The following is a 19,113-nucleotide window of genomic DNA, read 5'->3' as shown; positions in this document are numbered from 1 at the left end:
TTTCTTGGGGGGGCGTAGCGGGGGTGGGGGTTGGGTCGCCTTGTGTTGGTGTTTTTTTTGGGGGGAGGGGGGGGAGTGGAGCAGCCGGACGCCCCCCCCCCCCCCCCCCCCCCCCCCCCCCCGCGGGAAGCGTCGGTCACTCGCCGGCCGCGGCACCCACGCCGGCCGGGACGTCCACGAGGATGGTGCGCCGGGGGTTGGCCGTCTGGGCGGGGAGGTCGACGGAGTGCTCCGGCAGCTCGGGCGTGTGCAGCTCGCCGGCGTCCTTGAGGTGCGCCAGGGTCGTGCGTCGCGGGTTGGCTATCTTGCGGAACATCATCGTCGTCTTCACGGTTGTACGAGTCCTCAGGTCTGTGTCGGCGGGTCGACAGATACGACGACCTTGTAAAGCGTCAGGCTAAACATCCGATTCCCCGACGAAGTCGCCAACTCCTCACGATGAGCGTGTGAGTTTGCTCACGAACTCACGGGCAAACCGGTCAATTCCGGCCGACAACCCGCCTCAGGGAAACGGACATTGACCCCCTGAAGCCATCATTCCGCTCCTGATCATGGCGACTGGGACACCGAGCACCGAGGGGCGACTCGCCGGGATGTGCCCGTTATGCCCCGGAACCGGCTCCACGGCCGGTAACTCACCCCTCACACCCCGTCACCTAGGTCACAGCTCGGCGCACTGGCCTTGTTGGAGATCCTGCACTGTGCTGGAATTCCACGGACCGCCGCAGGATCGAGCCGGCGCGCAGGGGGCGCAACAGCGCCGAGTGGCGGCGAGATAGGGGGGAACCAGCGCCGGTCACTCCAGACCACGGGGGGCGTATTCAGGGCGCTCTCCACGACGCCGACACCGTGTCCCTCCGTTTGCGCGGAGGGGCGCCTGGTCCAGAGGTTGCGACGCTAGTGCAGGGACGTTTCAAGAGGGATGGCAGCGCTTCGGCGGAGCCGGAGCCGCACGGCGGGACTGGCCCCATGGCCGTCAGCTCCTCGCCCCAGCACGCCCAGAACCCGGGGCAGGCCCCGGCCGGGGACGGCGGTGAGCGCGGCGGTCGTCCGGGCGCGTCCGGCGCGACGGCCTCCACGACCGCGGCCCCCTCGGGCAACCCCAAGCCGACGGTGAAGCCCTCCCAGGCGCCGACCGGCACGGGCTCGCGGCTGGCCCTGCGCAACTGGCGCATCTCCACCCGTCTGGTCTCGCTGCTCGCGCTGCCCGTGGTCGCGGCGACCTCGCTGGGCGCGCTGCGCATCAACGAGAACATGGACGACATCCAGCAGCTCGACAACATGAAGCTGCTGACGGACATGACCAAGCAGGCCACCGAGCTGGCCCACGCGCTCCAGGACGAGCGCGACCAGTCGGCCGGTCCCATGGCGCACGGCCTGAAGGCCAGCGACTACACGATCAAGGGCTACCAGGACAAGACCGACCGGGCCCGCGACAACTTCCTCGACGCCTCCGAGCAGATCGACGCGGCCAGCAAGGACGGCAACCTCCAGGGTGTCCGCGACGCGCTGGTCGGTCTCGCCAACCAGCTGGACGACCTGGCCAAGATCCGGAAGTCCGCGTACACGTCCAAGGACAACTCGACCCAGACGGTCGAGTCGTACCACCGACTCATCACCCAGCTCATCGGCCTCTCCCAGGACATGGCCGAGGCGTCCAGCAACCCGGAGATGATCTCCCGCACCCGCGCCCTGGCGGCCTTCTCCACCGCCAAGGAGTACGCGTCCGAGCAGCGCGCCCTGATCGCCGCCGCTCTGCCCGCGACCACCGACACCAAGGGCGACCTCTCCGAGAACGACCGCCTCTACGGCCAGTCGGCGTACGAGAGCGAAGGCTCCGAGCTGGCGATCTTCCGGAAGATCTACGCCAACCACGACGCCGAGGACCTGCTCAAGCCGATCTCCGAGGGCAACGCGACGATCCAGTCCGCGGACACCTACGCCAAGCGCTCCTTCGACTCCCCGGACGGCCTGCAGCAGCTGCCCGCGCGGTCGTACAAGGACTGGATGGACGACAGCTCGACCAAGATCGAGCAGATGAAGAAGATCGAGCGCACGCTGCTCGAAGAGATGGAGCAGAAGGCGCGCGAGCTGAAGAGCGAGACGCAGCGCGACGCCATCATCTCCGGTGCGCTGATCCTCCTCGTGCTCGGTGTGTCGCTGGTCGGCGCGTTCGTCGTGGCCCGGTCCATGATCCGCTCGCTGCGCCGGCTCCAGGAGACCGCGACCAAGGTCGCCCAGGACCGTCTGCCCGAGCTGGTCAAGCAGCTGTCGGAGTCGGACCCGCAGGACGTCGACACCTCCGTGGAGTCGGTCGGTGTGCACTCCCGGGACGAGATCGGCCAGGTGGCCGCGGCCTTCGATGACGTGCACCGCGAGGCGGTCCGCCTCGCCGCCGAGCAGGCCCTGCTGCGGGGCAACGTCAACGCGATGTTCACCAACCTCTCGCGCCGCTCCCAGGGTCTGATCCAGCGCCAGCTGTCGCTGATCTCGGAGCTGGAGTCCCGCGAGGCCGACCCGGACCAGCTGTCCTCGCTGTTCAAGCTCGACCACCTCGCGACGCGTATGCGCCGTAACGGTGAGAACCTCCTCGTCCTCGCCGGTGAAGAGCCCGGCCGCCGCTGGACCCGCCCGGTCCCGCTGGTCGACGTGCTCCGCGCCGCCGCGTCCGAGGTGGAGCAGTACGAGCGCATCGAGCTGGCCGCCGTGCCGACCACCGAAGTGGCCGGCCGTGTGGTCAACGACCTCGTGCACCTGCTCGCCGAGTTGCTGGAGAACGCGACCTCGTTCTCCTCGCCGCAGACCAAGGTCAAGGTCACCGGTCACGCGCTGCCCGACGGCCGTGTGCTGATCGAGATCCACGACACCGGTATCGGCCTCTCCCCCGAGGACCTCGCGGCGATCAACGAGCGGCTCGCCTCGCCGCCCACCGTGGACGTCTCCGTCTCCCGCCGCATGGGCCTCTTCGTGGTCGGCCGGCTGTCCCAGCGGCACGGCATCCGCATCCAGCTGCGCCCCTCCGACTCCGGTGGTACGACTGCGCTGGTCATGCTGCCCGTCGACGTCGCCCAGGGCGGCAAGAAGCCCGCTCCGGGCAAGCCCGGCGGGCCCGGCATGACCGGTGGCCCCGCCGCCGCGCAGGCCGCCGCCGGTGCGGCCGCGGCCAGGCGGCAGAACGGCAACAACGGCGGTGGCCTCGGTGCCGGTCCGGCCGGCGGCGGTCTGCTCGGCTCCGGTCCGGGCCCGCGCGGCCAGGTCGGCTCCGGCCAGGGCCCCCGGGCCGCGCTGCCCGGTGCGGGCCAGGGCGGCCGTCCCGGTGCGCCGGGCGGAGCACGTGGTCCGCAGGGCGGCCTCGGCGGTCTCCAGCAGAACCGTCCCGCACCGGCCGGTTTCGGCGGTCAGGCGCCCGGCGCCCCGCAGGGCCTGCAGGCCGCCCAGCCGGGCGGGCCGCAGCAGGACGCCTTCGGCGGCCGTGCCCCGAAGCACTCCGGCGCCTCCTCGGACCAGGGCCGCCAGCCCCAGCTGCCGCCGCGCGGCGGCCCGCGGGCCGAGCTGCCCGGCGGTGACCCGCAGTCCCGCACCCCCGACTGGAGCGACGACCGGTCCCCGCTGTCGCGCGCCTCGCTGGACACCCCGCGCGGCCACGACGAGCAGGACCCGGCGCGGACCGCGCACATGCCGCGCGTGGACGACCGGCAGGGTCCGGGCTCGACCGCGGAGATACCCCGGATCGACGCCCAGGGACCGGCCGCGACCGGCGAGTTCCCGCGCGCGGAGCTGAACGGCGCCTCGCACACGGGCCAGTTCGCCCGCCCGGACGACGCCCAGCACACAGGCCAGTTCGCGCGCCCCGACAACGCCCAGCAGACCGGCCAGTTCGCGCGCCCCGACCACGACCAGCAGCAGGGCCGCTTCGACGGTCCCGGCGGCCGGCAGGACACCGGCTCCTTCGTCCGCCCCGACGTGTTCGGCACGCAGGCGCCCGGGCGGCAGGACAACGGCGCCCAGAACACGGGCCAGTTCCCGGCCCCGCAGGCCCCGCAGGCGTACGACAACAACGGTTACGACGGCGGTTACGACGGCGGCTCCACCGGGCAGCACGCCCTGCCCGGCCGCCAGAACCCCGGCCACACCGGCCAGTTCGAGCGCCCGCAGCCGCCCGCCCGTGACGACTTCGGCGCCCCGCGTCAGCCCGCGCCGCAGCAGCAGCGCCCCACCCGCCAGCAGCCGGAGGCCCTGCCGCCGGCCAGCGGCCCGGGTGACGGCCGTACCCCGCTGTACGACACACTGGAGACCAACTGGTTCCACGGCAGTCAGCAGCAGGAGAACGCACCCGCGCCGCAGCAGCCCCAGGCGCCCGCGCCGGCTGCTCCGCAGCGGTCCGCGTCGAACAACACCGGCTCCTGGCGCACCTCGCCGAACGACGAACTCGTCCGGCAGGCGGAGCGCGTCCGGCAGCCCGCGGCGGGCGGGGTCACCACCTCCGGCCTGCCGCGCCGGGTGCCCCGGGCCAACCTCGTGCCCGGCACCGCCCAGCAGCAACAGCACCAAACCGGTCCGCAGGTCTCGCGTGCGCCTGACGACGTGCGCGGACGGCTGACCAATCTCCGTCGGGGCATCGCTCAGGGCCGTCAGGCCGGCAGCGGCCAGACCGGCAGCTTCCCGAGCCCCACTCACCAGCAGGAGCGTTAGTTGAGTCCGATGAGCCAGGCGGCACAGAACCTGAACTGGTTGATCACCAACTTTGTGGACAACACCCCCGGGGTGTCCCACACCGTGGTGGTCTCCGCCGACGGCCTTCTGCTGGCGATGTCCGAAGGTTTCCCGCGGGACCGCGCCGACCAGCTGGCGGCCGTCGCGTCCGGGCTGACCTCCCTGACGGCCGGGGCATCCCGGATCTTCGAGGGTGGCACGGTGGCGCAGACGGTCGTGGAGATGGAGCGCGGGTTCCTCTTCCTGATGTCCATCTCGGACGGGTCGTCCCTCGCGGTCCTGGCCCATCCCGAGGCGGACATCGGCCTCGTCGGCTACGAGATGGCACTGCTCGTCGACCGCGCAGGGGCGGTACTCACCCCGGACCTGCGCGCCGAACTCCAGGGCAGTCTGCTGCACTGACCGCCCCCGGCACCACCCACCTCACGAAAACACCGTCCGGCCGCCACAATCCCCCCACCGGCCCCGTCAGACGGCTTGACTGACCGACTTGCTGTCCCGCCCGGAGGATTCATGACCCCGCCCACCGCCCATCATGATCCGTACGCGGAGCCGTACGGGGACGAGGGCGACCAGCCGCTGGTGAGGCCCTACGCCATGACCGGCGGCCGGACCAGGCCCCGCTACCAGCTGGCCATCGAGGCGCTGATCAGCACCACGGCCGACCCGGCAGCGCTCATGGGGCTGCTTCCCGAGCACCAGCGCATCTGCCACCTGTGCCGTGAGGTCAAGTCGGTCGCGGAGGTCTCGGCTCTGCTGGCCATGCCGCTCGGTGTGGCCCGGATCCTGGTGGCCGACCTCGCCGAGGCCGGCCTGGTCGCCATCCACCAGCCGGGTGGCGACGAGAACAACGGCGGCGCTCCGGATGTGACGCTGCTCGAAAGGGTGCTCAGTGGACTTCGCAAGCTCTGACGCGGGCCGGGCCACCACCTCCGCGAAGATCGTGGTGGCGGGCGGCTTCGGCGTGGGCAAGACCACGTTCGTCGGCGCCGTCTCGGAGATCAACCCGCTGCGCACAGAGGCCGTCATGACGTCCGCCTCGGCCGGCATCGACGACCTCACCCACACCGGAGACAAGACGACCACGACGGTCGCCATGGACTTCGGCCGTATCACCCTCGACCAGGACCTGATCCTCTACCTCTTCGGTACGCCGGGCCAGGACCGCTTCTGGTTCATGTGGGACGACCTGGTGCGCGGCGCCATCGGCGCGGTGGTGCTCGTGGACACCCGGCGCCTGGCCGACTGCTTCCCCGCGGTCGACTACTTCGAGAACAGCGGCCTGCCCTTCGTCGTCGCCCTCAACGGTTTCGACGGCCAGCAGCCCTACGCCCCCGAGGAAGTACGGGAAGCGCTGCAGATCGGACCGGACACCCCGATCATCACGACGGACGCCCGCCATCGCGCGGACGCCAAGAGCGCGCTGATCACGCTGGTGGAACACGCCCTGATGGCGCGGCTGAAGTAGAACCCAAGTACGACGGGTCGTACGGCAGTTGTCGTAAAGGATTCGGGAGCCGACTGTGGCCTTTGACACGGTCGGCTCCGGCGTTCATAACAGTTCGGCAGAGGAATCGCCCGGCATCACCACGCGACGCGGTCGCGCGGTACCGCTGTGCGCACAAACGCCCCGCCTTTTGGCGGGGCTCGCTCTTTATGACCGTTTTATCTGGCGCTTACAAGTGTGCGCTCCGCCGGTTTCCGCTGTTTGGAAGTGCGCTGGTCCACGTGCTGGAATGCCTGAACTGCCCAATGGTCAACGACGTACTGAGGACGTACCGCGTACGCACTGGTGGTCGATGACGAACCGGGCTCTGAGAGACTGCGGCACGACGTAGGTGCCGACCGCCGAGAGGTTGTTGGTCGAGTGAGGCGAAGCAAGAACGGTCCCGAGCCGTCGGCGCGGGGCAACTTCACCCCGCCGCCGCGCGCTGCGGCGCCCACCCCCGTTCCCGGTGCGGAACCGGCGGCCACTCCCGCGCCCAGCGGCGGCCGTCTCTCCCCGCGGAACTGGCGGGTGCCGACCCGGCTGAACGCGATCCTGCTCATACCCGTGGCGGTCGGTCTCGTCATGGGCGGCTTCCAGGTGAAGAGCTCGATCGACACCTGGCAGGAAGCCCGCGACGCCGAGAACACCGCCCGTCTGGTGCGCGCCGCCCTCACCTACGCCGACGCGCTGGAGAGCGAGCGCGACGTCACCGCGGCCCCGCTGCTGCTGAAGAAGAAGGACGCGACCAGCAAGCAGACGGTCGAGGACGCCCGCAAGGCCACGGACCAGGCCGCCGCCGCCTTCAAGGAGGCGACGAACAGCATGCCGTCCGACGCGGGTCTGGAGCGCCGGCTGAAGCTCTTCCACGAGGTCGAGCCCGACCTGGCGGAGCTGCGACAGACCGCGTACACCTCCAAGAAGATCGGCGTGCAGACCGAAGAGGGCTACGTCGACATCAGCCACCCCCTGATGGAGTTCGCCAACGAGCTCGGTCTGGGCACCGGCAACATCACCTCCTACGGCCGTACCGTCTACGCCATCTCGCTGACCAAGGCGGCGCTGTCGCTGGAGCGGTCGATCGGCACGCACCTGCTGGTCAAGCCCGGTCCGGACGACCCGAACCTGACGACCCAGCGGACCTCCCTCGCCTCGTACGCCTACCTGGAGCGCATCGCCCGCGAGGAGTACCTCGGCGGTGGCACCGAGGCCGACGCGCAGAAGCTGACCGACGCCGAGAACAAGATCAAGACGGACGCCGCCGGCATGGCCGCGAAGGCCAAGGCGAGCAACCCCAAGTACGTCCCGCCGCCGTCCGACCCGGTCAAGATGGTGGCCGCGATCGCCACCATGAAGGACACCAGCACGCTCACCCGTGAGCAGCTCGCCGCGGGCGGGGTCACCGCCGAGAACTGGTGGGCGCTCAACACGCTGAAGTACAAGGCCTACCGCCAGATCGAGTCGGACATGGCCGACAAGGCGGTGAGCGAGGCGTCGAGCATTGCCGACGACGCCAAGACCTCGGCGTTCATCACCGGTGCCGTCGTCGTCATCGCCCTGCTGGCCGCGTTCCTCCTGGCCGGCCTGGTGGCCCGCCAGATGAGCCGCGCGATGCGCCAGCTGCGCAACGCCGCCTTCGGCATCGCCGAGCAGCGGCTGCCGATGCTGGTCGACCAGCTGTCCCGCACCGACCCCGGCCGGGTCGACACCCGGGTCACGCCGATCCCGATCACCACCAAGGACGAGATCGGCGAGGTCGCCCGCGCCTTCGACCAGGTCCACCGCGAGGCGGTCCGGCTCGCCTCCGAGCAGGCGCTGCTGCGGGGCAACATCAACGCGATCTTCACCAACCTGTCGCGCCGCAACCAGTCGCTGATCGAGGGCCAGCTGACCCTGATCACCGACCTGGAGAACAACGAGGCCGACCCGGACCAGCTGGAGAACCTCTTCAAGCTGGACCACCTGGCGACCCGTATGCGCCGCAACGGCGAGAACCTCCTGGTCCTCGCCGGCGAGGAACCCGGCCGCCGCTGGGACCAGCCGGTCCCGCTGGTCGACGTGCTGCGCGCCGCCTCCTCCGAGGTGGAGCAGTACGAGCGCATCGAGCTGTCCGGCGTCCCGGAGGCCGAGATCCACGGCCGCGCGGTCACCGACCTCGTGCACCTGCTGGCCGAGCTGCTGGAGAACGCCACCACGTTCTCCTCCCCGCAGACCAAGGTCCGCGTCACCGCGACCCGTCTGCCGGACGGCCGCATCATGATCGAGATCCACGACAAGGGCATCGGTCTGACCGCCGAGGACTTCGCGGACATCAACCACAAGCTGGCCAACCCGCCGACCGTGGACGCCGCGATCTCCCAGCGCATGGGCCTGTTCGTGGTCGGCCGGCTGTCCGACCGGCACGGCATCCGGGTCCAGCTGCGCCCCTCGGGCGAGCAGGCGGGCACGACCTCCCTGGTCATGCTGCCGGACGCGATCACGCACGGCGGTGGCGGCGACGGCCCGCTGGACCGCGAGGAGTTCACCGTCTCGCAGATCATTCCGGAACAGCAGTTCCGGGGTGAGGACTTCGGCCAGGTGCAGCAGCCGCTGCGCACCGCCGCCGAACTCGGCTTCGACGACAGCCGGTACACGGAGGTCCCCGACGACATCCGTGAGCTGGACCCCGTCGGCCGCTCCCTGATGCGCGAGGAGCGCCGCGCCGCCCTGGAGGCCCAGACCCACGGCCAGCAGCCCGACGAGCAGCAGGGGTACCAGGAGCAGCAGCCCCAGCAGGCGTACGAGGCGCCGTCGTACCAGGAACAGCAGCAGCAGACGTACGAGGAGCAGCCCCGGCAGGCGTACGAGGCGCCCGCGTACGAGGAGCCGCAGCACGCCTCGTACGAGCAGCAGTACGACGAGCAGTACTACGCGCCGAACGGCGAGCAGCCGCAGGCCGACGGCTACCTGGGCCAGGGCGGCTACCCGGAGTCCGCGTCCGCGTATGCGGAGCCTGCCCAGACGCCGTCCTACCAGGACGACTGGCCCCAGCAGGACGGCTACCAGAACGGCTATCCGGCCCAGTACGCTCCGGAAGCGGAATCCTCGCAGGCCGCTGACGCGAGTGAGCGGAACCGCGTAGGCTTCGACCGTCCGGAAACGGCATCTCCCGCCGCACACGAGCTGACCGACGCCGGGCTGCCCCGCCGCGGGTCCCCCGCGAGCGGTTCCCACGGCGCCGGCTCCCCCAACGGCACGGCGCGCGTGCGGCAGGAAACGCCGGCTCCCGCACCGGGCAACGCGCCGGGGGCGAGCGGCGACAGCAGCTGGCGCTCGGCCAACGACGAGCGGTGGCAGCAGGCCGCCCAGCTCCGGAAGCCCAAGGCAGGCGGGGTCACCGCCTCCGGCCTGCCGCGGCGGGTACCCAAGGCCAACCTGGTCGAGGGTTCCGCCGAGACCACCCCCCAGGGAGGCCCACAGGTCTCCCGCGCCCCGGAGGACGTCCGGGGCAGGCTGAGCAACCTGCGCCGGGGCGTCCAGCGCGGACGCAGCGCAGGCAGTGAAACGAACGGCCAGGGCTTCGGTCCTGACAGCACCTACAACCAGGAGCGTTAGTGTGAGCCCGATGAGCCAGGCGGCACAGAACCTGAACTGGTTGATCACCAACTTCGTGGACAACACCCCGGGGGTGTCCCACACGGTGGTGGTCTCCGCCGACGGACTCCTTCTGGCGATGTCCGAAGGCTTCCCCCGCGACCGCGCCGACCAGCTCGCGGCCGTCGCCTCCGGTCTGACGTCTCTGACGGCAGGCGCCTCCCGGATCTTCGAGGGAGGCAGCGTGAATCAGACGGTTGTGGAGATGGAGCGTGGATTCCTCTTCATCATGTCCATCTCCGACGGTTCGTCGCTCGCGGTCCTGGCCCACCCGGAGGCGGACATCGGCCTCATCGGGTACGAGATGGCCCTTCTGGTGGACCGCGCGGGCACGGTCCTGACCCCGGATCTCCGCGCGGAGCTCCAGGGAAGCCTTCTCAACTAATCAACGGACGGTGCGTATTCGCGTCCCGGGGCCGTAAGGTTTCGGGACGCGGCTCCACACGGATGGGTGCCCGGCGCAGTCGGAGGAGGAGAAAGTGGCAACACCCCCAGGCGGTTCGTCTTCGGGTAACTGGTCGTACGGCCCTGCCCAGGGTCAGGGCGATGGTTCGGCGAACCGGTACAACTTCCCCTCCGCCCCCAGCCACCGGCAGCCGTACGCCCCGCAGGGCCCCGGCCCGTCGCCGTACGACCAGCCGTCGGCCCCGCGCATCCAGCCGGTCCAGCCGCAGCGCCGACCGGAGCCGGCCCCCGCCTCGGCGTCCAACAACCCCTTGGTGCGTCCGTACGCCATGACCGGCGGCCGGACCCGCCCGCGCTACCAGCTCGCCATCGAGGCACTGGTGCACACCACCGCGCAGCCGCACCAGATGCAGGGCCAGCTGCCCGAGCATCAGCGGATCTGCAACCTCTGCCGGGAGATCAAGTCAGTGGCCGAGATCTCGGCCCTCCTCACGATCCCCCTCGGCGTGGCCAGGATCCTCGTCGCCGACTTGGCGGAGGCGGGCCTGGTCGCCATCCATCAGCCCGGCGGCGACGAGAACGCCGGTGGCCAGCCAGACGTGACACTGCTCGAAAGGGTGCTCAGTGGACTTCGCAAGCTCTAGCGGCGGTCCTTCCCGCTCCACCACCTCCGCGAAGATCGTGGTGGCGGGCGGCTTCGGCGTGGGCAAGACCACGTTCGTCGGCGCCGTCTCGGAGATCAACCCGCTGCGCACAGAGGCCGTCATGACGTCCGCTTCGGCCGGCATCGACGACCTCACCCACACCGGAGACAAGACGACCACGACGGTCGCCATGGACTTCGGCCGTATCACCCTCGACCAGGACCTGATCCTCTACCTCTTCGGTACGCCGGGCCAGGACCGCTTCTGGTTCATGTGGGACGACCTGGTGCGCGGCGCCATCGGCGCGATCGTGCTGGTCGACACGAGGAGGCTCGCCGACTGCTTCCCCGCCGTCGACTACTTCGAGAACTCGGGTCTCCCCTTCGTCATCGCCCTCAACGGCTTCGACGGCCAGCAGCCGTACTCGCCGGACGAGGTCCGCGAGGCGCTCCAGATCGGCCCCGACACCCCGATCATCACGACGGACGCCCGCCATCGCGCGGACGCCAAGAGCGCGCTGATCACGCTGGTGGAGCACGCGCTGATGGCGCGCCTGCGGTAGCCGATCCCCGCTTGGCGAGGGGCCCTTTCCTACGGGAGAGGGCCCCTTTGTCGTACCCCGGTGCCAGACTGGATCCGGACGTGACCGAGGGGGCGGACGATGAGTGCTGAGGCGGCGGCATTACGGCTGGGGACGACCGTGGCGAAGGTCGCGGCCCAGACCTGGCTCGGGGGCAGGCGGCGGGAGCAGGAGCGCCGGATGGACATGGCCGAGCTGGTGCGCTTGCGCGTGTCCGGCCTCCGCTTCCAGCGCAGTGTGGAGCGGCAGTTCGAGGAGATCGCGGACGCGGTGTACGACCGGCTGGCGCCGTTCCTGGAGCGGGAGTTCCCCGGGCTGGAGGACAGCAGCCGGCAGGCGGTGATCGACGGGGTGTGCGACACGTTCGCGGCGGCTGATCTGTCGGATGCGGCGGTGCTGGCGGCGGACGTGAATCCGGCGGAGATCGTGCGCCGGGTGACCGCCTCGGTTCGGCCGCCCGTGGGCCTGGGCGAGGCGGAAAGCAGGCTGTACGAGCGGCTGTTCGTGGAGTGCGTCGAGTACTACGTGCGGATCGTGCGGGGGCTGCCGTTTTCGAGGAGCGGGCGCTGAGCGAGTTGCTGGCGCGTACCACGTCCTTGGGCACGGAGATCGCCCGGCTCCTGGAACGGCTGCCCGACCGCTCCCTGTTCGCGCCGGAGGGGAGGGACCGGGACGGGGATTTCCGACGCCGCTATCTGGAGTTGGTCAGCACCACCCTGGACGAGGTGGAGCTGTTCCGGCGCACGTCCGACCGGGCGGGGGCGCAGGTACGGCTGTCGGTGGCGTACGTGAGTCTGCGCGCGACGGGTGACGACGGGAGCCGGCGCCGGCCGGCCCGCTCCCTGCCGATGCTGCGGCCCGACATGAGCGACTGGGAGGAGGCCGGAGGCGAGGGCGGCGGAATGCGGGTGGAAGCGGCCCTGGGCGGCGCCACCCGGGTGCTGCTGCGCGGCGAGGCGGGCTCCGGCAAGACGACGCTGCTGCGGTGGCTGGCGGTGACGGCGGCACGCGGTGCGTTCACCGGTGAGCTGACGGCCTGGAACGGCCTGACACCGGTGTTCGTGAAGCTGCGGGAGTACAGCGGACGGGAGCTGCCGAGGCCGGAGGCGATGCTGGACTCGGTGGCCGGGCAGATCACCGGGGTCATGCCGAAGGCGTGGGTGGAACGACAGCTCGCCGACGGCAACGCCCTGCTGCTGATCGACGGGGTGGACGAGCTGCTGGACGGCGAGCGGCGGGGGGTACGGGAGTGGCTGCGCAAGCTGCTGACCGCTTACGGGGACGTGCGGGTGGTCGTCACCTCGCGTCCCGCCGCCGCGCGTGCCGACTGGCTGCGCCGCGAGGGCTTCACGGCGCTCCACCTGGACCGCATGACACCGCCCGACCTGGCGGCCTTCGTACGGCAGTGGCACCAGGCGGTGCGGGAGCTGGGCGAGGACCTGCCGTGCACGGTGGAGGAACTCCCGCGCTACGAGCAGTCGTTGCTGACCAGCCTGAAGGACCGGCCTCATCTGCAGTCCCTCGCCGGTACCCCGCTGCTGGCGGCCATGCTGTGCGCGATGCACCTCAACCGGGGCAGTCAGCTCCCGCGGGACCGGATGGAGCTGTACCGCAATGCCCTGCACACGCTGGTCCACGAACGGGACGCGGACCGGAACGTGCCGAGCGCGGTGGACGGCCGGCTGAGCCTCGGCGACAAGCTCGTACTGCTCCGGGACCTGGCGTGGCGGTTGTCCGACAACAACCGCAGCGAGATCGCGCTGGAGCAGGCGGCGGTGCATGTCGGCAAGAGGCTCGCGGGGATGCGCCATCTGGATGAACAGGACGGCGGCAAGGTGCTGGAGCAGCTCCGGGACCGCTCGGGGATCCTCCGCTCCCCCGCCGAGAGCCGCCTGGACTTCGTCCACCGGACCTTCCAGGAGTACCTGGCCGCCGAGGAGGCCACGGAGGAGGACCGCATCGGCAACCTGGTCGAGCGGGCGCACCTGGACATGTGGCGCGAGACGATCATCATGGCGGCCGGCCACGCGAACCGGCCCCAGCGGGAGGAACTGCTGGGCGGCATCCTGGACCGGGCGCGGGAGGAGCCCCGGTACGGCAGGAAGCTGCGGTTGCTGGCGGCGGCCTGTCAGGAGACGGTGCCGGAGGTCTCCGACGGGCTGGCGGGGCGGCTGGAGGAGGCGGTGTCCGCGCTGCTGCCGCCACGGCGGACAACGGATCCGCCGGCGCTGGCGGCGGTCGGTACGGGCCTGCTGCGGAGACTGCCGCGCTCCTTGGGCGAACTGACGTCGAAGGCGGCGGTGCAGACAGTACGCACTGCGGCGCTGATCGGCGGGGCGGAGGCGCTGGGGCTGCTGGAAGGGTACGTGGAGGACCCGCGCCGGGACGTGGTGTCCGCGCTCATCGACGCGTGGGTGTATTTCGACGCGGACGCTTACGCCGATCGAGTGATGGGTGGGCTTCCGTTGGACCGGCACGTCGTGGTTTTGACGCACTCGGGGCAACTGCGGGCGGTAGCGCGGCTGAGGTCGCTGACCTCGTTGAGGATCACGTTCAAGCTCCCGGACCTGTCCATCCTTACAGAGCTTTCTCCGCTCCATGAACTGCACTGCAAGGTGGACGGCACGGCCGACCTGTCCCTGCTGAAGGCGCATCCTCAGCTCGTAGCTTTCCAGTTGTTCGGTGATGCGTCGCTCCGGCGTCCTGGTGCTCTGACAGATTTGCCTGCCCTGCGCCACTTGCACTTACCGCTCGCCGGTCCGGACGGCGTCGCGGGCCTCCCAGCCCTGCCGAAGCTCTCGTGGCTGGCCCTCTCGGGCATCACAGCGGAGACCAAGCTGGGCTTCCTGGCCCCGTTCAGCAGAGTTGCACATCTACACCTCCTCGCTGGCCAGCGTAGCCACGTACCCGACCTCACCTCTCTGTCCCAACTAATCGGTCTCCGGCACCTGGGGCTCTACAGCTTCGACGCCCTAGACCTTCCCCGACGGCTAGCACTCGTCCGCCCCGAGCTTATTGAGCTGACCCTGCACCGCTGCCTCCTTCACGACGCACTCGACGGCCTGCGCACATTGACCCAGCTAAGGCGGCTGAACCTGTACGACTGCGAGACGGACGTAGGACCCATCACCGAGCTGCACCTCCCCGGCGCCACCACCCACTGAACACACCGCAGCCCCGCCCTCCAGAAGGGAGCGGCGGGGCTGCGGTCGATGTGAAAAGCCTCAGTGCCAGCTGTGCGGCGCCCGGAAGCCGGGCTCGCGCTCCAGGCGGCGCCAGCCGGCCTTCGCGCGGATCCGGTGAGTCGCCGAAGGCTCGGGGCGGGCGGCGGCGCGGGCCATGAGGATCGCCGTGATGGCGGCGACTTCCTCGGGCTCGGCGTGGCCCTTCTCGACGCGGATGTCAGGAGTGCTCATGGGTGTCAGTCTCCGTGAGAGAGAGGTCCGCGGGGTTGCCGCGGCGGGTCCGCGGGGTTACTGCGGGGGGTTGCCGTGCTTCCGGGAGGGCAGGTCGGCGTGCTTGGTGTGCAGCATCGCCAGGGACTTGACCAGGACCTCGCGGGTCTCGGCGGGGTCGATGACGTCGTCCACGAGGCCCCGCTCGGCCGCGTAGTAGGGGTGCATCAGCTCGGACTTGTACTCCTTGACCATGCGGGCCCGCATGGCCTCGGGGTCCTCCGCGTCGGCGATCTGGCGGCGGAAGATGACGTTGGCCGCGCCCTCCGCGCCCATCACGGCGATCTCGTTCGTCGGCCACGCGTAGGTGAGGTCGGCGCCGATCGACTGGGAGTCCATGACGATGTAAGCACCTCCGTACGCCTTGCGCAGGATGAGCGAAATCCTCGGCACGGTCGCGTTGCAGTAGGCGTACAGCAGCTTCGCGCCGTGGCGGATGATTCCGCCGTGTTCCTGGTCGACACCCGGGAGGAACCCGGGCACGTCCAGGAAGGTGACGATCGGGATATTGAAAGCGTCACACATCTGGACAAAGCGCGCAGCTTTTTCCGACGCCTCGATGTCCAGGACGCCGGCGAGGACCTGCGGCTGGTTGGCGATGATGCCGACCACCTGGCCGTCCAGACGGGCGAGGGCGCAGATGATGTTGCGCGCCCAGCGCTCGTGGACCTCCAGGTACTCGCCGTCGTCGACGATCTCCTCGATGACCTTGGCCATGTCGTACGGCCGGTTGCCGTCCGCGGGGACCAGGTCCAGCAGCACGTCGCTGCGGCGGTCGACCGGGTCCGCGCTCTCCACCCGGGGCGGGTTCTCGCGGTTGTTCTGCGGGAGGAGGGACAGGAGGTAGCGCACCTCGGCGATGCACGTCTCCTCGTCGTCGTACGCGAAGTGGCAGACGCCGCTCGTCTCCGCGTGGACGTCCGCGCCGCCCAGGCCGTTCTGGGTGATCTCCTCGCCCGTCACGGCCTTGACCACGTCCGGGCCGGTGATGAACATCTGGGAGGTCTCGCGGACCATGAAGACGAAGTCCGTCAGGGCGGGGCTGTAGGCCGCGCCGCCGGCGCACGGGCCGAGCATCACCGAGATCTGCGGGATGACACCCGACGCCTTGGTGTTGCGCTGGAAGATGCCGCCGTAGCCGGCGAGGGCCGAGACACCCTCCTGGATACGGGCGCCCGCGCCGTCGTTCAGCGACACCAGCGGGGCCCCGGCCGCGATGGCCATGTCCATGATCTTGTGGATCTTCGTGGCGTGGGCCTCGCCGAGGGCGCCGCCGAAGATCCGGAAGTCGTGGGCGTAGACGAAGACCGTGCGGCCCTCCACCGTGCCCCAGCCGGTGATGACACCGTCGGTGTACGGCTTCTTCGCCTCCAGGCCGAAGCCGGTCGCCCGGTGCCGGCGCAGCTGCTCGACCTCCTGGAAGGACCCCGGGTCGAGGAGCAGCTCGATCCGCTCCCGTGCCGTCAGCTTGCCCTTGGCGTGCTGCGCCTCGGTCGCCTTCTCGCTCGGGCCCGCTACGGCCTGGGCGCGGATCTCGTGCAGTTCGGCGACCCGTCCGCGTGCGTCCGTCGGCTCACCGGTCGGCTCACCCGTCGTCTCTTCCAAAACGGTCATGTAGTGACCTTACGAAGGACACGAAGAAAAGCGAGCCGTCGACTCTGTACAGTCTCCGGCCCGTTTTCCTGGTACCAGTGAACAGAACCATGGCGGCATGCAGCCGTTCCGACTGCTCAGAAGGCCAAGCTGTTGTAGGAGGGCCACAAAGCCGTCAGCTGAGAGCCACCTCACATTCATGGGTGGAGCATGCCATCCCCGGAGTGACACGGAGCCTCAGACGGCGGTCAGCCGAAAGGACCTCGACACCTTCGCCGGTCCGGGTCACCGCGCGTACCGGATGGTCCCAGACCAGCTCCAGCGGGGCTCCGGTGCGGGGCGGCTCGCTCACGCAGATCGTGGCGGTACGGCCCCGGCGGGCGACGAGCACGCTCGCGCCGGCCGAGACGGTGAGGCCTCCCACCGTACCGGCCCGCCAGAAGGTGCACGCCGTCAGCCCCAGGCCGGGTACGGCGACGGCCTGGGCGTCCGTGCCGTTGGCGAGGACGGACAGCCATTTCCGGTCGGCGGCCCGCAGCGCGGTCTCGGCGCGGGTGGCGCCGGGCAGCAGGACGTAGGCGTAGCGGGCGGCCAGCGGGTCGGTGCCGTGGTCGAGCCAGAGGGTCTGCCAGCGGCGGGTGCGCCGCTCGTCGGTGCCGGTGGTGTTGATGTCGGACCAGGCGCCGGTGCGGTCCTCGCGGAGGGTGTGCAGCTCACCGCCGTACGGCAGGACCCATCCGCCGTGCCCCTCCAGGTGGGCCCAGCGCGCGGCCCGTACGAAGGTCTGCCCGCCGTTCTCGCCCAGGTTCCGGTTGTCCACGACCGTCTCGACCGGGACGCCGTCCGCGCAGCTGATCCCGGCGCCCAGGCAGACGACGGCGTCGGCGAGGAAGAACCAGGACTTCCGCGCCTCCAGGGTGGAGTCGAGACCCTTCAGATGCTGGCCGACCGCCGCATAGGTGCCGTCCGTCGTCCCGCCGACCCAGCGGACGTCCGGTTTGGCGGCGCCCCACTCGCCGCCGGCGCGGTCGGCGAGGCGCTTGGTGGACACAGTCGTGCCGGGCAGCCGGTACCAGTCGACGGCGGGCCAGTACCAGTCGGTGTACTGGTCGCCGCGCCCCCGTGGCCACCAGGAGAGCATGCCGGATCCGGTGTGCCAGCCGCGCGGGTTCTCGCCGTTGCCGCACTCGTAGTGGGCGATGCGGTCGCTGGCCATGGCGAGGGCGGCGGTGAAGCGGGGGGTGCGGTGGACGGCGCGGTCCATGGCCGGGAAGAGCCGGTGGCCGAGGGGTTCGGGGGCGGAGGGCACGGGCGAGGCGGCGATGGCATGCAGGCGCGCCAGATCGGCGACCCCGAACTGACGTGACGTCAGTATCGGCACGACGGTGTCCCGTTCGATCCACCCCTTGATCCGCCCGTACCACCGCTCCCGCTCCGCCGCGCTCGCGCCGCCCGCGAGGAGGGCGACGGCGGCGATCAGCGCCTGCCCGTGGTAGTGGTCGGAGCGCAGGACGTGCAGGTCGTCGGAGCGCAGGTGACCCCGGCTGACGGCACGGCCGTTGACGCAGTCCATCACCAGCCCGTCATGGATCAGCGGCGCGTAGGCGTGCTCGACACTGTCCAGGACGTTCTGCCGGGCTGGGTCCACGACCTCCCACTCGGACCCCGCGAGCAGCGCGAACAATCGCCCGAGGCCGTCGAGGAGGACCTGGCCGTACGTGCCCGAGTAGGCGACCCAGGTGTGCTGGACGAAGGAGCCGTCGGCGTAGAGCCCGTCGCCCTTGGTGACGTACGGGAAGACCGGCGAGAGGGCGTCACGGGCGAGGGAGATCTTCTCCGGGCTCCGGCCGAGGATGCCGCGCAGGGCGACCGAGCGGCACAGGTCGACGCGGTTGGCGCCGGTGGAGGTGCCGGAGTAGTCGGTGAGCATGGCGTCCGGCACGAAGTGGTCCACGGCCGCGCAGGCCGCCGCGATCCGGTCGGGGCCGAGCCGCTCGTACAGGGCGGCGGTGATGTCCATGAGCAGCCGGGGGCTGCCGATCTGCCACTCCCACCAGTTGCCGTAGCGGGTGGTGGCCGGGTTGTAGACGGTGGCGGAGAGATGGTCGAGCCCGCGCAGTACGTCGGCGAGGAGCCCGGGATCACCCGTGGCACCGGTGCCGCCCTGCACGTACGCCTGGGTCATGGCCCACAGGCGGCCGTAGCTGAAGGTGATGCCGGCGGGCGGGTCGAAGGGGTGCCCCGGCCAGAGGGAGGCCGGGGCGGGGGCCATGGCGGCCTGGAACTCCCGTGCGCGCTGCCCGAGTTGGGCGAGCCGGGAGGCGTACGGCTCGACGCCCGGGTCGTAGCCCGCGCCCAGGGTGATGCCGAGCCAGCGGAGGCGCAGCGCGTCGTACGGGTCGCCGGCCGCCCGGGCTCCCGGCGCGGCGGCGGCGAGGGCGGCGGCCAGCAGCAGTGCGCGTCGGGTCAGACCCATAGGGGAGCTTGTAGCGGCTCTGAGGGACGAACGCCAGAGAGCGGACGGATGGTAACCGTACGTAAGCAGGGAAACACACTCCGGATGATGTTGAAAACCGAACTGAATGGGGCTACCTTCGGAGTCAC

General features: G+C 70.6%; 14 protein-coding genes. 10 read left to right on the top strand and 4 right to left on the bottom strand.

Annotation, left to right across the window (positions count from 1 at the left end; translation table 11 throughout):
* Nucleotides 1-136: 136 nt before the first annotated feature.
* A complete protein-coding gene (locus tag ACZ4U1_RS26075) occupies nucleotides 137-331 on the bottom strand; it encodes a hypothetical protein (RefSeq protein WP_467906422.1) in 195 nt (64 codons plus the stop codon).
* 569 nt (nucleotides 332-900) lie between these two features.
* Between ACZ4U1_RS26075 and ACZ4U1_RS26070 the strand changes: the two genes are divergently transcribed.
* The 10 genes from ACZ4U1_RS26070 (at nucleotide 901) to ACZ4U1_RS26025 (ending at nucleotide 14,625) form a co-directional block, all read left to right on the top strand.
* On the top strand, nucleotides 901-4,692 hold the full coding sequence (locus ACZ4U1_RS26070) for a sensor histidine kinase (RefSeq protein ID WP_467906421.1): 3,792 nt from the start codon (nucleotides 901-903) through the stop codon (nucleotides 4,690-4,692).
* Nucleotides 4,693-4,701: 9 nt separating this feature from the next.
* A complete protein-coding gene (locus ACZ4U1_RS26065) occupies nucleotides 4,702-5,115 on the top strand; it encodes a roadblock/LC7 domain-containing protein (protein WP_014675212.1) in 414 nt (137 codons plus the stop codon).
* Nucleotides 5,116-5,226: 111 nt separating this feature from the next.
* Nucleotides 5,227-5,625: a DUF742 domain-containing protein gene (locus ACZ4U1_RS26060; protein ID WP_009190816.1), complete on the top strand. Its 399-nt coding sequence runs from the start codon at nucleotides 5,227-5,229 to the stop codon at nucleotides 5,623-5,625.
* Nucleotides 5,606-6,181, top strand: a complete 576-nt coding sequence (locus ACZ4U1_RS26055) for a GTP-binding protein (protein ID WP_184970470.1) — start codon at nucleotides 5,606-5,608, stop codon at nucleotides 6,179-6,181. The genes ACZ4U1_RS26060 and ACZ4U1_RS26055 overlap by 20 nt, the downstream gene beginning before the upstream one ends.
* Nucleotides 6,182-6,580: 399 nt before the next feature.
* On the top strand, nucleotides 6,581-9,793 hold the full coding sequence (locus tag ACZ4U1_RS26050) for a nitrate- and nitrite sensing domain-containing protein (protein ID WP_467906419.1): 3,213 nt from the start codon (nucleotides 6,581-6,583) through the stop codon (nucleotides 9,791-9,793).
* Between the two features lie 10 nt (nucleotides 9,794-9,803).
* Nucleotides 9,804-10,217, top strand: coding sequence for a roadblock/LC7 domain-containing protein (locus tag ACZ4U1_RS26045; RefSeq protein ID WP_004983065.1), 414 nt, complete (start codon nucleotides 9,804-9,806; stop codon nucleotides 10,215-10,217).
* 94 nt (nucleotides 10,218-10,311) lie between these two features.
* Nucleotides 10,312-10,881, top strand: a complete 570-nt coding sequence (locus ACZ4U1_RS26040; protein ID WP_467906417.1) for a DUF742 domain-containing protein — start codon at nucleotides 10,312-10,314, stop codon at nucleotides 10,879-10,881.
* On the top strand, nucleotides 10,862-11,443 hold the full coding sequence (locus tag ACZ4U1_RS26035) for a GTP-binding protein (protein ID WP_093769009.1): 582 nt from the start codon (nucleotides 10,862-10,864) through the stop codon (nucleotides 11,441-11,443). The genes ACZ4U1_RS26040 and ACZ4U1_RS26035 overlap by 20 nt, the downstream gene beginning before the upstream one ends.
* Before the next feature lie 99 nt (nucleotides 11,444-11,542).
* Nucleotides 11,543-12,031 (top strand): NACHT N-terminal Helical domain 1-containing protein, encoded by a 489-nt coding sequence (locus ACZ4U1_RS26030; protein ID WP_467906415.1) that lies wholly within the window; start codon nucleotides 11,543-11,545, stop codon nucleotides 12,029-12,031.
* A 26-nt stretch (nucleotides 12,032-12,057) separates the two neighbouring features.
* Nucleotides 12,058-14,625, top strand: coding sequence for an NACHT domain-containing protein (locus ACZ4U1_RS26025; RefSeq protein ID WP_467906413.1), 2,568 nt, complete (start codon nucleotides 12,058-12,060; stop codon nucleotides 14,623-14,625).
* Between the two features lie 60 nt (nucleotides 14,626-14,685).
* On the opposite strand, the gene ACZ4U1_RS26020 is transcribed toward ACZ4U1_RS26025, so the two are convergent.
* The 3 genes from ACZ4U1_RS26020 to ACZ4U1_RS26010 all read right to left on the bottom strand — a co-directional run bounded on the left by ACZ4U1_RS26020 (nucleotide 14,686) and on the right by ACZ4U1_RS26010 (nucleotide 18,985).
* Nucleotides 14,686-14,877 carry an acyl-CoA carboxylase subunit epsilon gene (locus tag ACZ4U1_RS26020; protein WP_030346572.1) on the bottom strand — a complete coding sequence of 64 codons (192 nt, stop codon included), beginning with the start codon at nucleotides 14,875-14,877 and terminating at the stop codon, nucleotides 14,686-14,688.
* Between the two features lie 57 nt (nucleotides 14,878-14,934).
* Nucleotides 14,935-16,530 carry an acyl-CoA carboxylase subunit beta gene (locus ACZ4U1_RS26015; protein WP_467906411.1) on the bottom strand — a complete coding sequence of 532 codons (1,596 nt, stop codon included), beginning with the start codon at nucleotides 16,528-16,530 and terminating at the stop codon, nucleotides 14,935-14,937.
* A 154-nt stretch (nucleotides 16,531-16,684) separates the two neighbouring features.
* Nucleotides 16,685-18,985, bottom strand: coding sequence for a polysaccharide lyase 8 family protein (locus ACZ4U1_RS26010; RefSeq protein ID WP_467906409.1), 2,301 nt, complete (start codon nucleotides 18,983-18,985; stop codon nucleotides 16,685-16,687).
* Between the last annotated feature and the right edge of the window lie 128 nt (nucleotides 18,986-19,113).

The organism is Streptomyces sp. NPDC028928 (assembly GCF_055564915.1).
This window is presented reverse-complemented; position numbering and strand designations above follow the sequence as displayed.

Excerpts from the sequence above, each read along its gene's own strand:
- ACZ4U1_RS26065 (WP_014675212.1), top strand. The coding sequence starts at position 4,702 with ATGAGCCAGGCGGCACAGAACCTGAACTGGTTGATCACCAACTTTGTG.
- ACZ4U1_RS26060 (WP_009190816.1), top strand. The coding sequence starts at position 5,227 with ATGACCCCGCCCACCGCCCATCATGATCCGTACGCGGAGCCGTACGGG.
- ACZ4U1_RS26045 (WP_004983065.1), top strand. The coding sequence starts at position 9,804 with ATGAGCCAGGCGGCACAGAACCTGAACTGGTTGATCACCAACTTCGTG.
- ACZ4U1_RS26030 (WP_467906415.1), top strand. The coding sequence starts at position 11,543 with ATGAGTGCTGAGGCGGCGGCATTACGGCTGGGGACGACCGTGGCGAAG.
- ACZ4U1_RS26020 (WP_030346572.1), bottom strand. The coding sequence starts at position 14,877 with ATGAGCACTCCTGACATCCGCGTCGAGAAGGGCCACGCCGAGCCCGAG.
- ACZ4U1_RS26015 (WP_467906411.1), bottom strand. The coding sequence starts at position 16,530 with ATGACCGTTTTGGAAGAGACGACGGGTGAGCCGACCGGTGAGCCGACG.
- ACZ4U1_RS26010 (WP_467906409.1), bottom strand. The coding sequence starts at position 18,985 with ATGGGTCTGACCCGACGCGCACTGCTGCTGGCCGCCGCCCTCGCCGCC.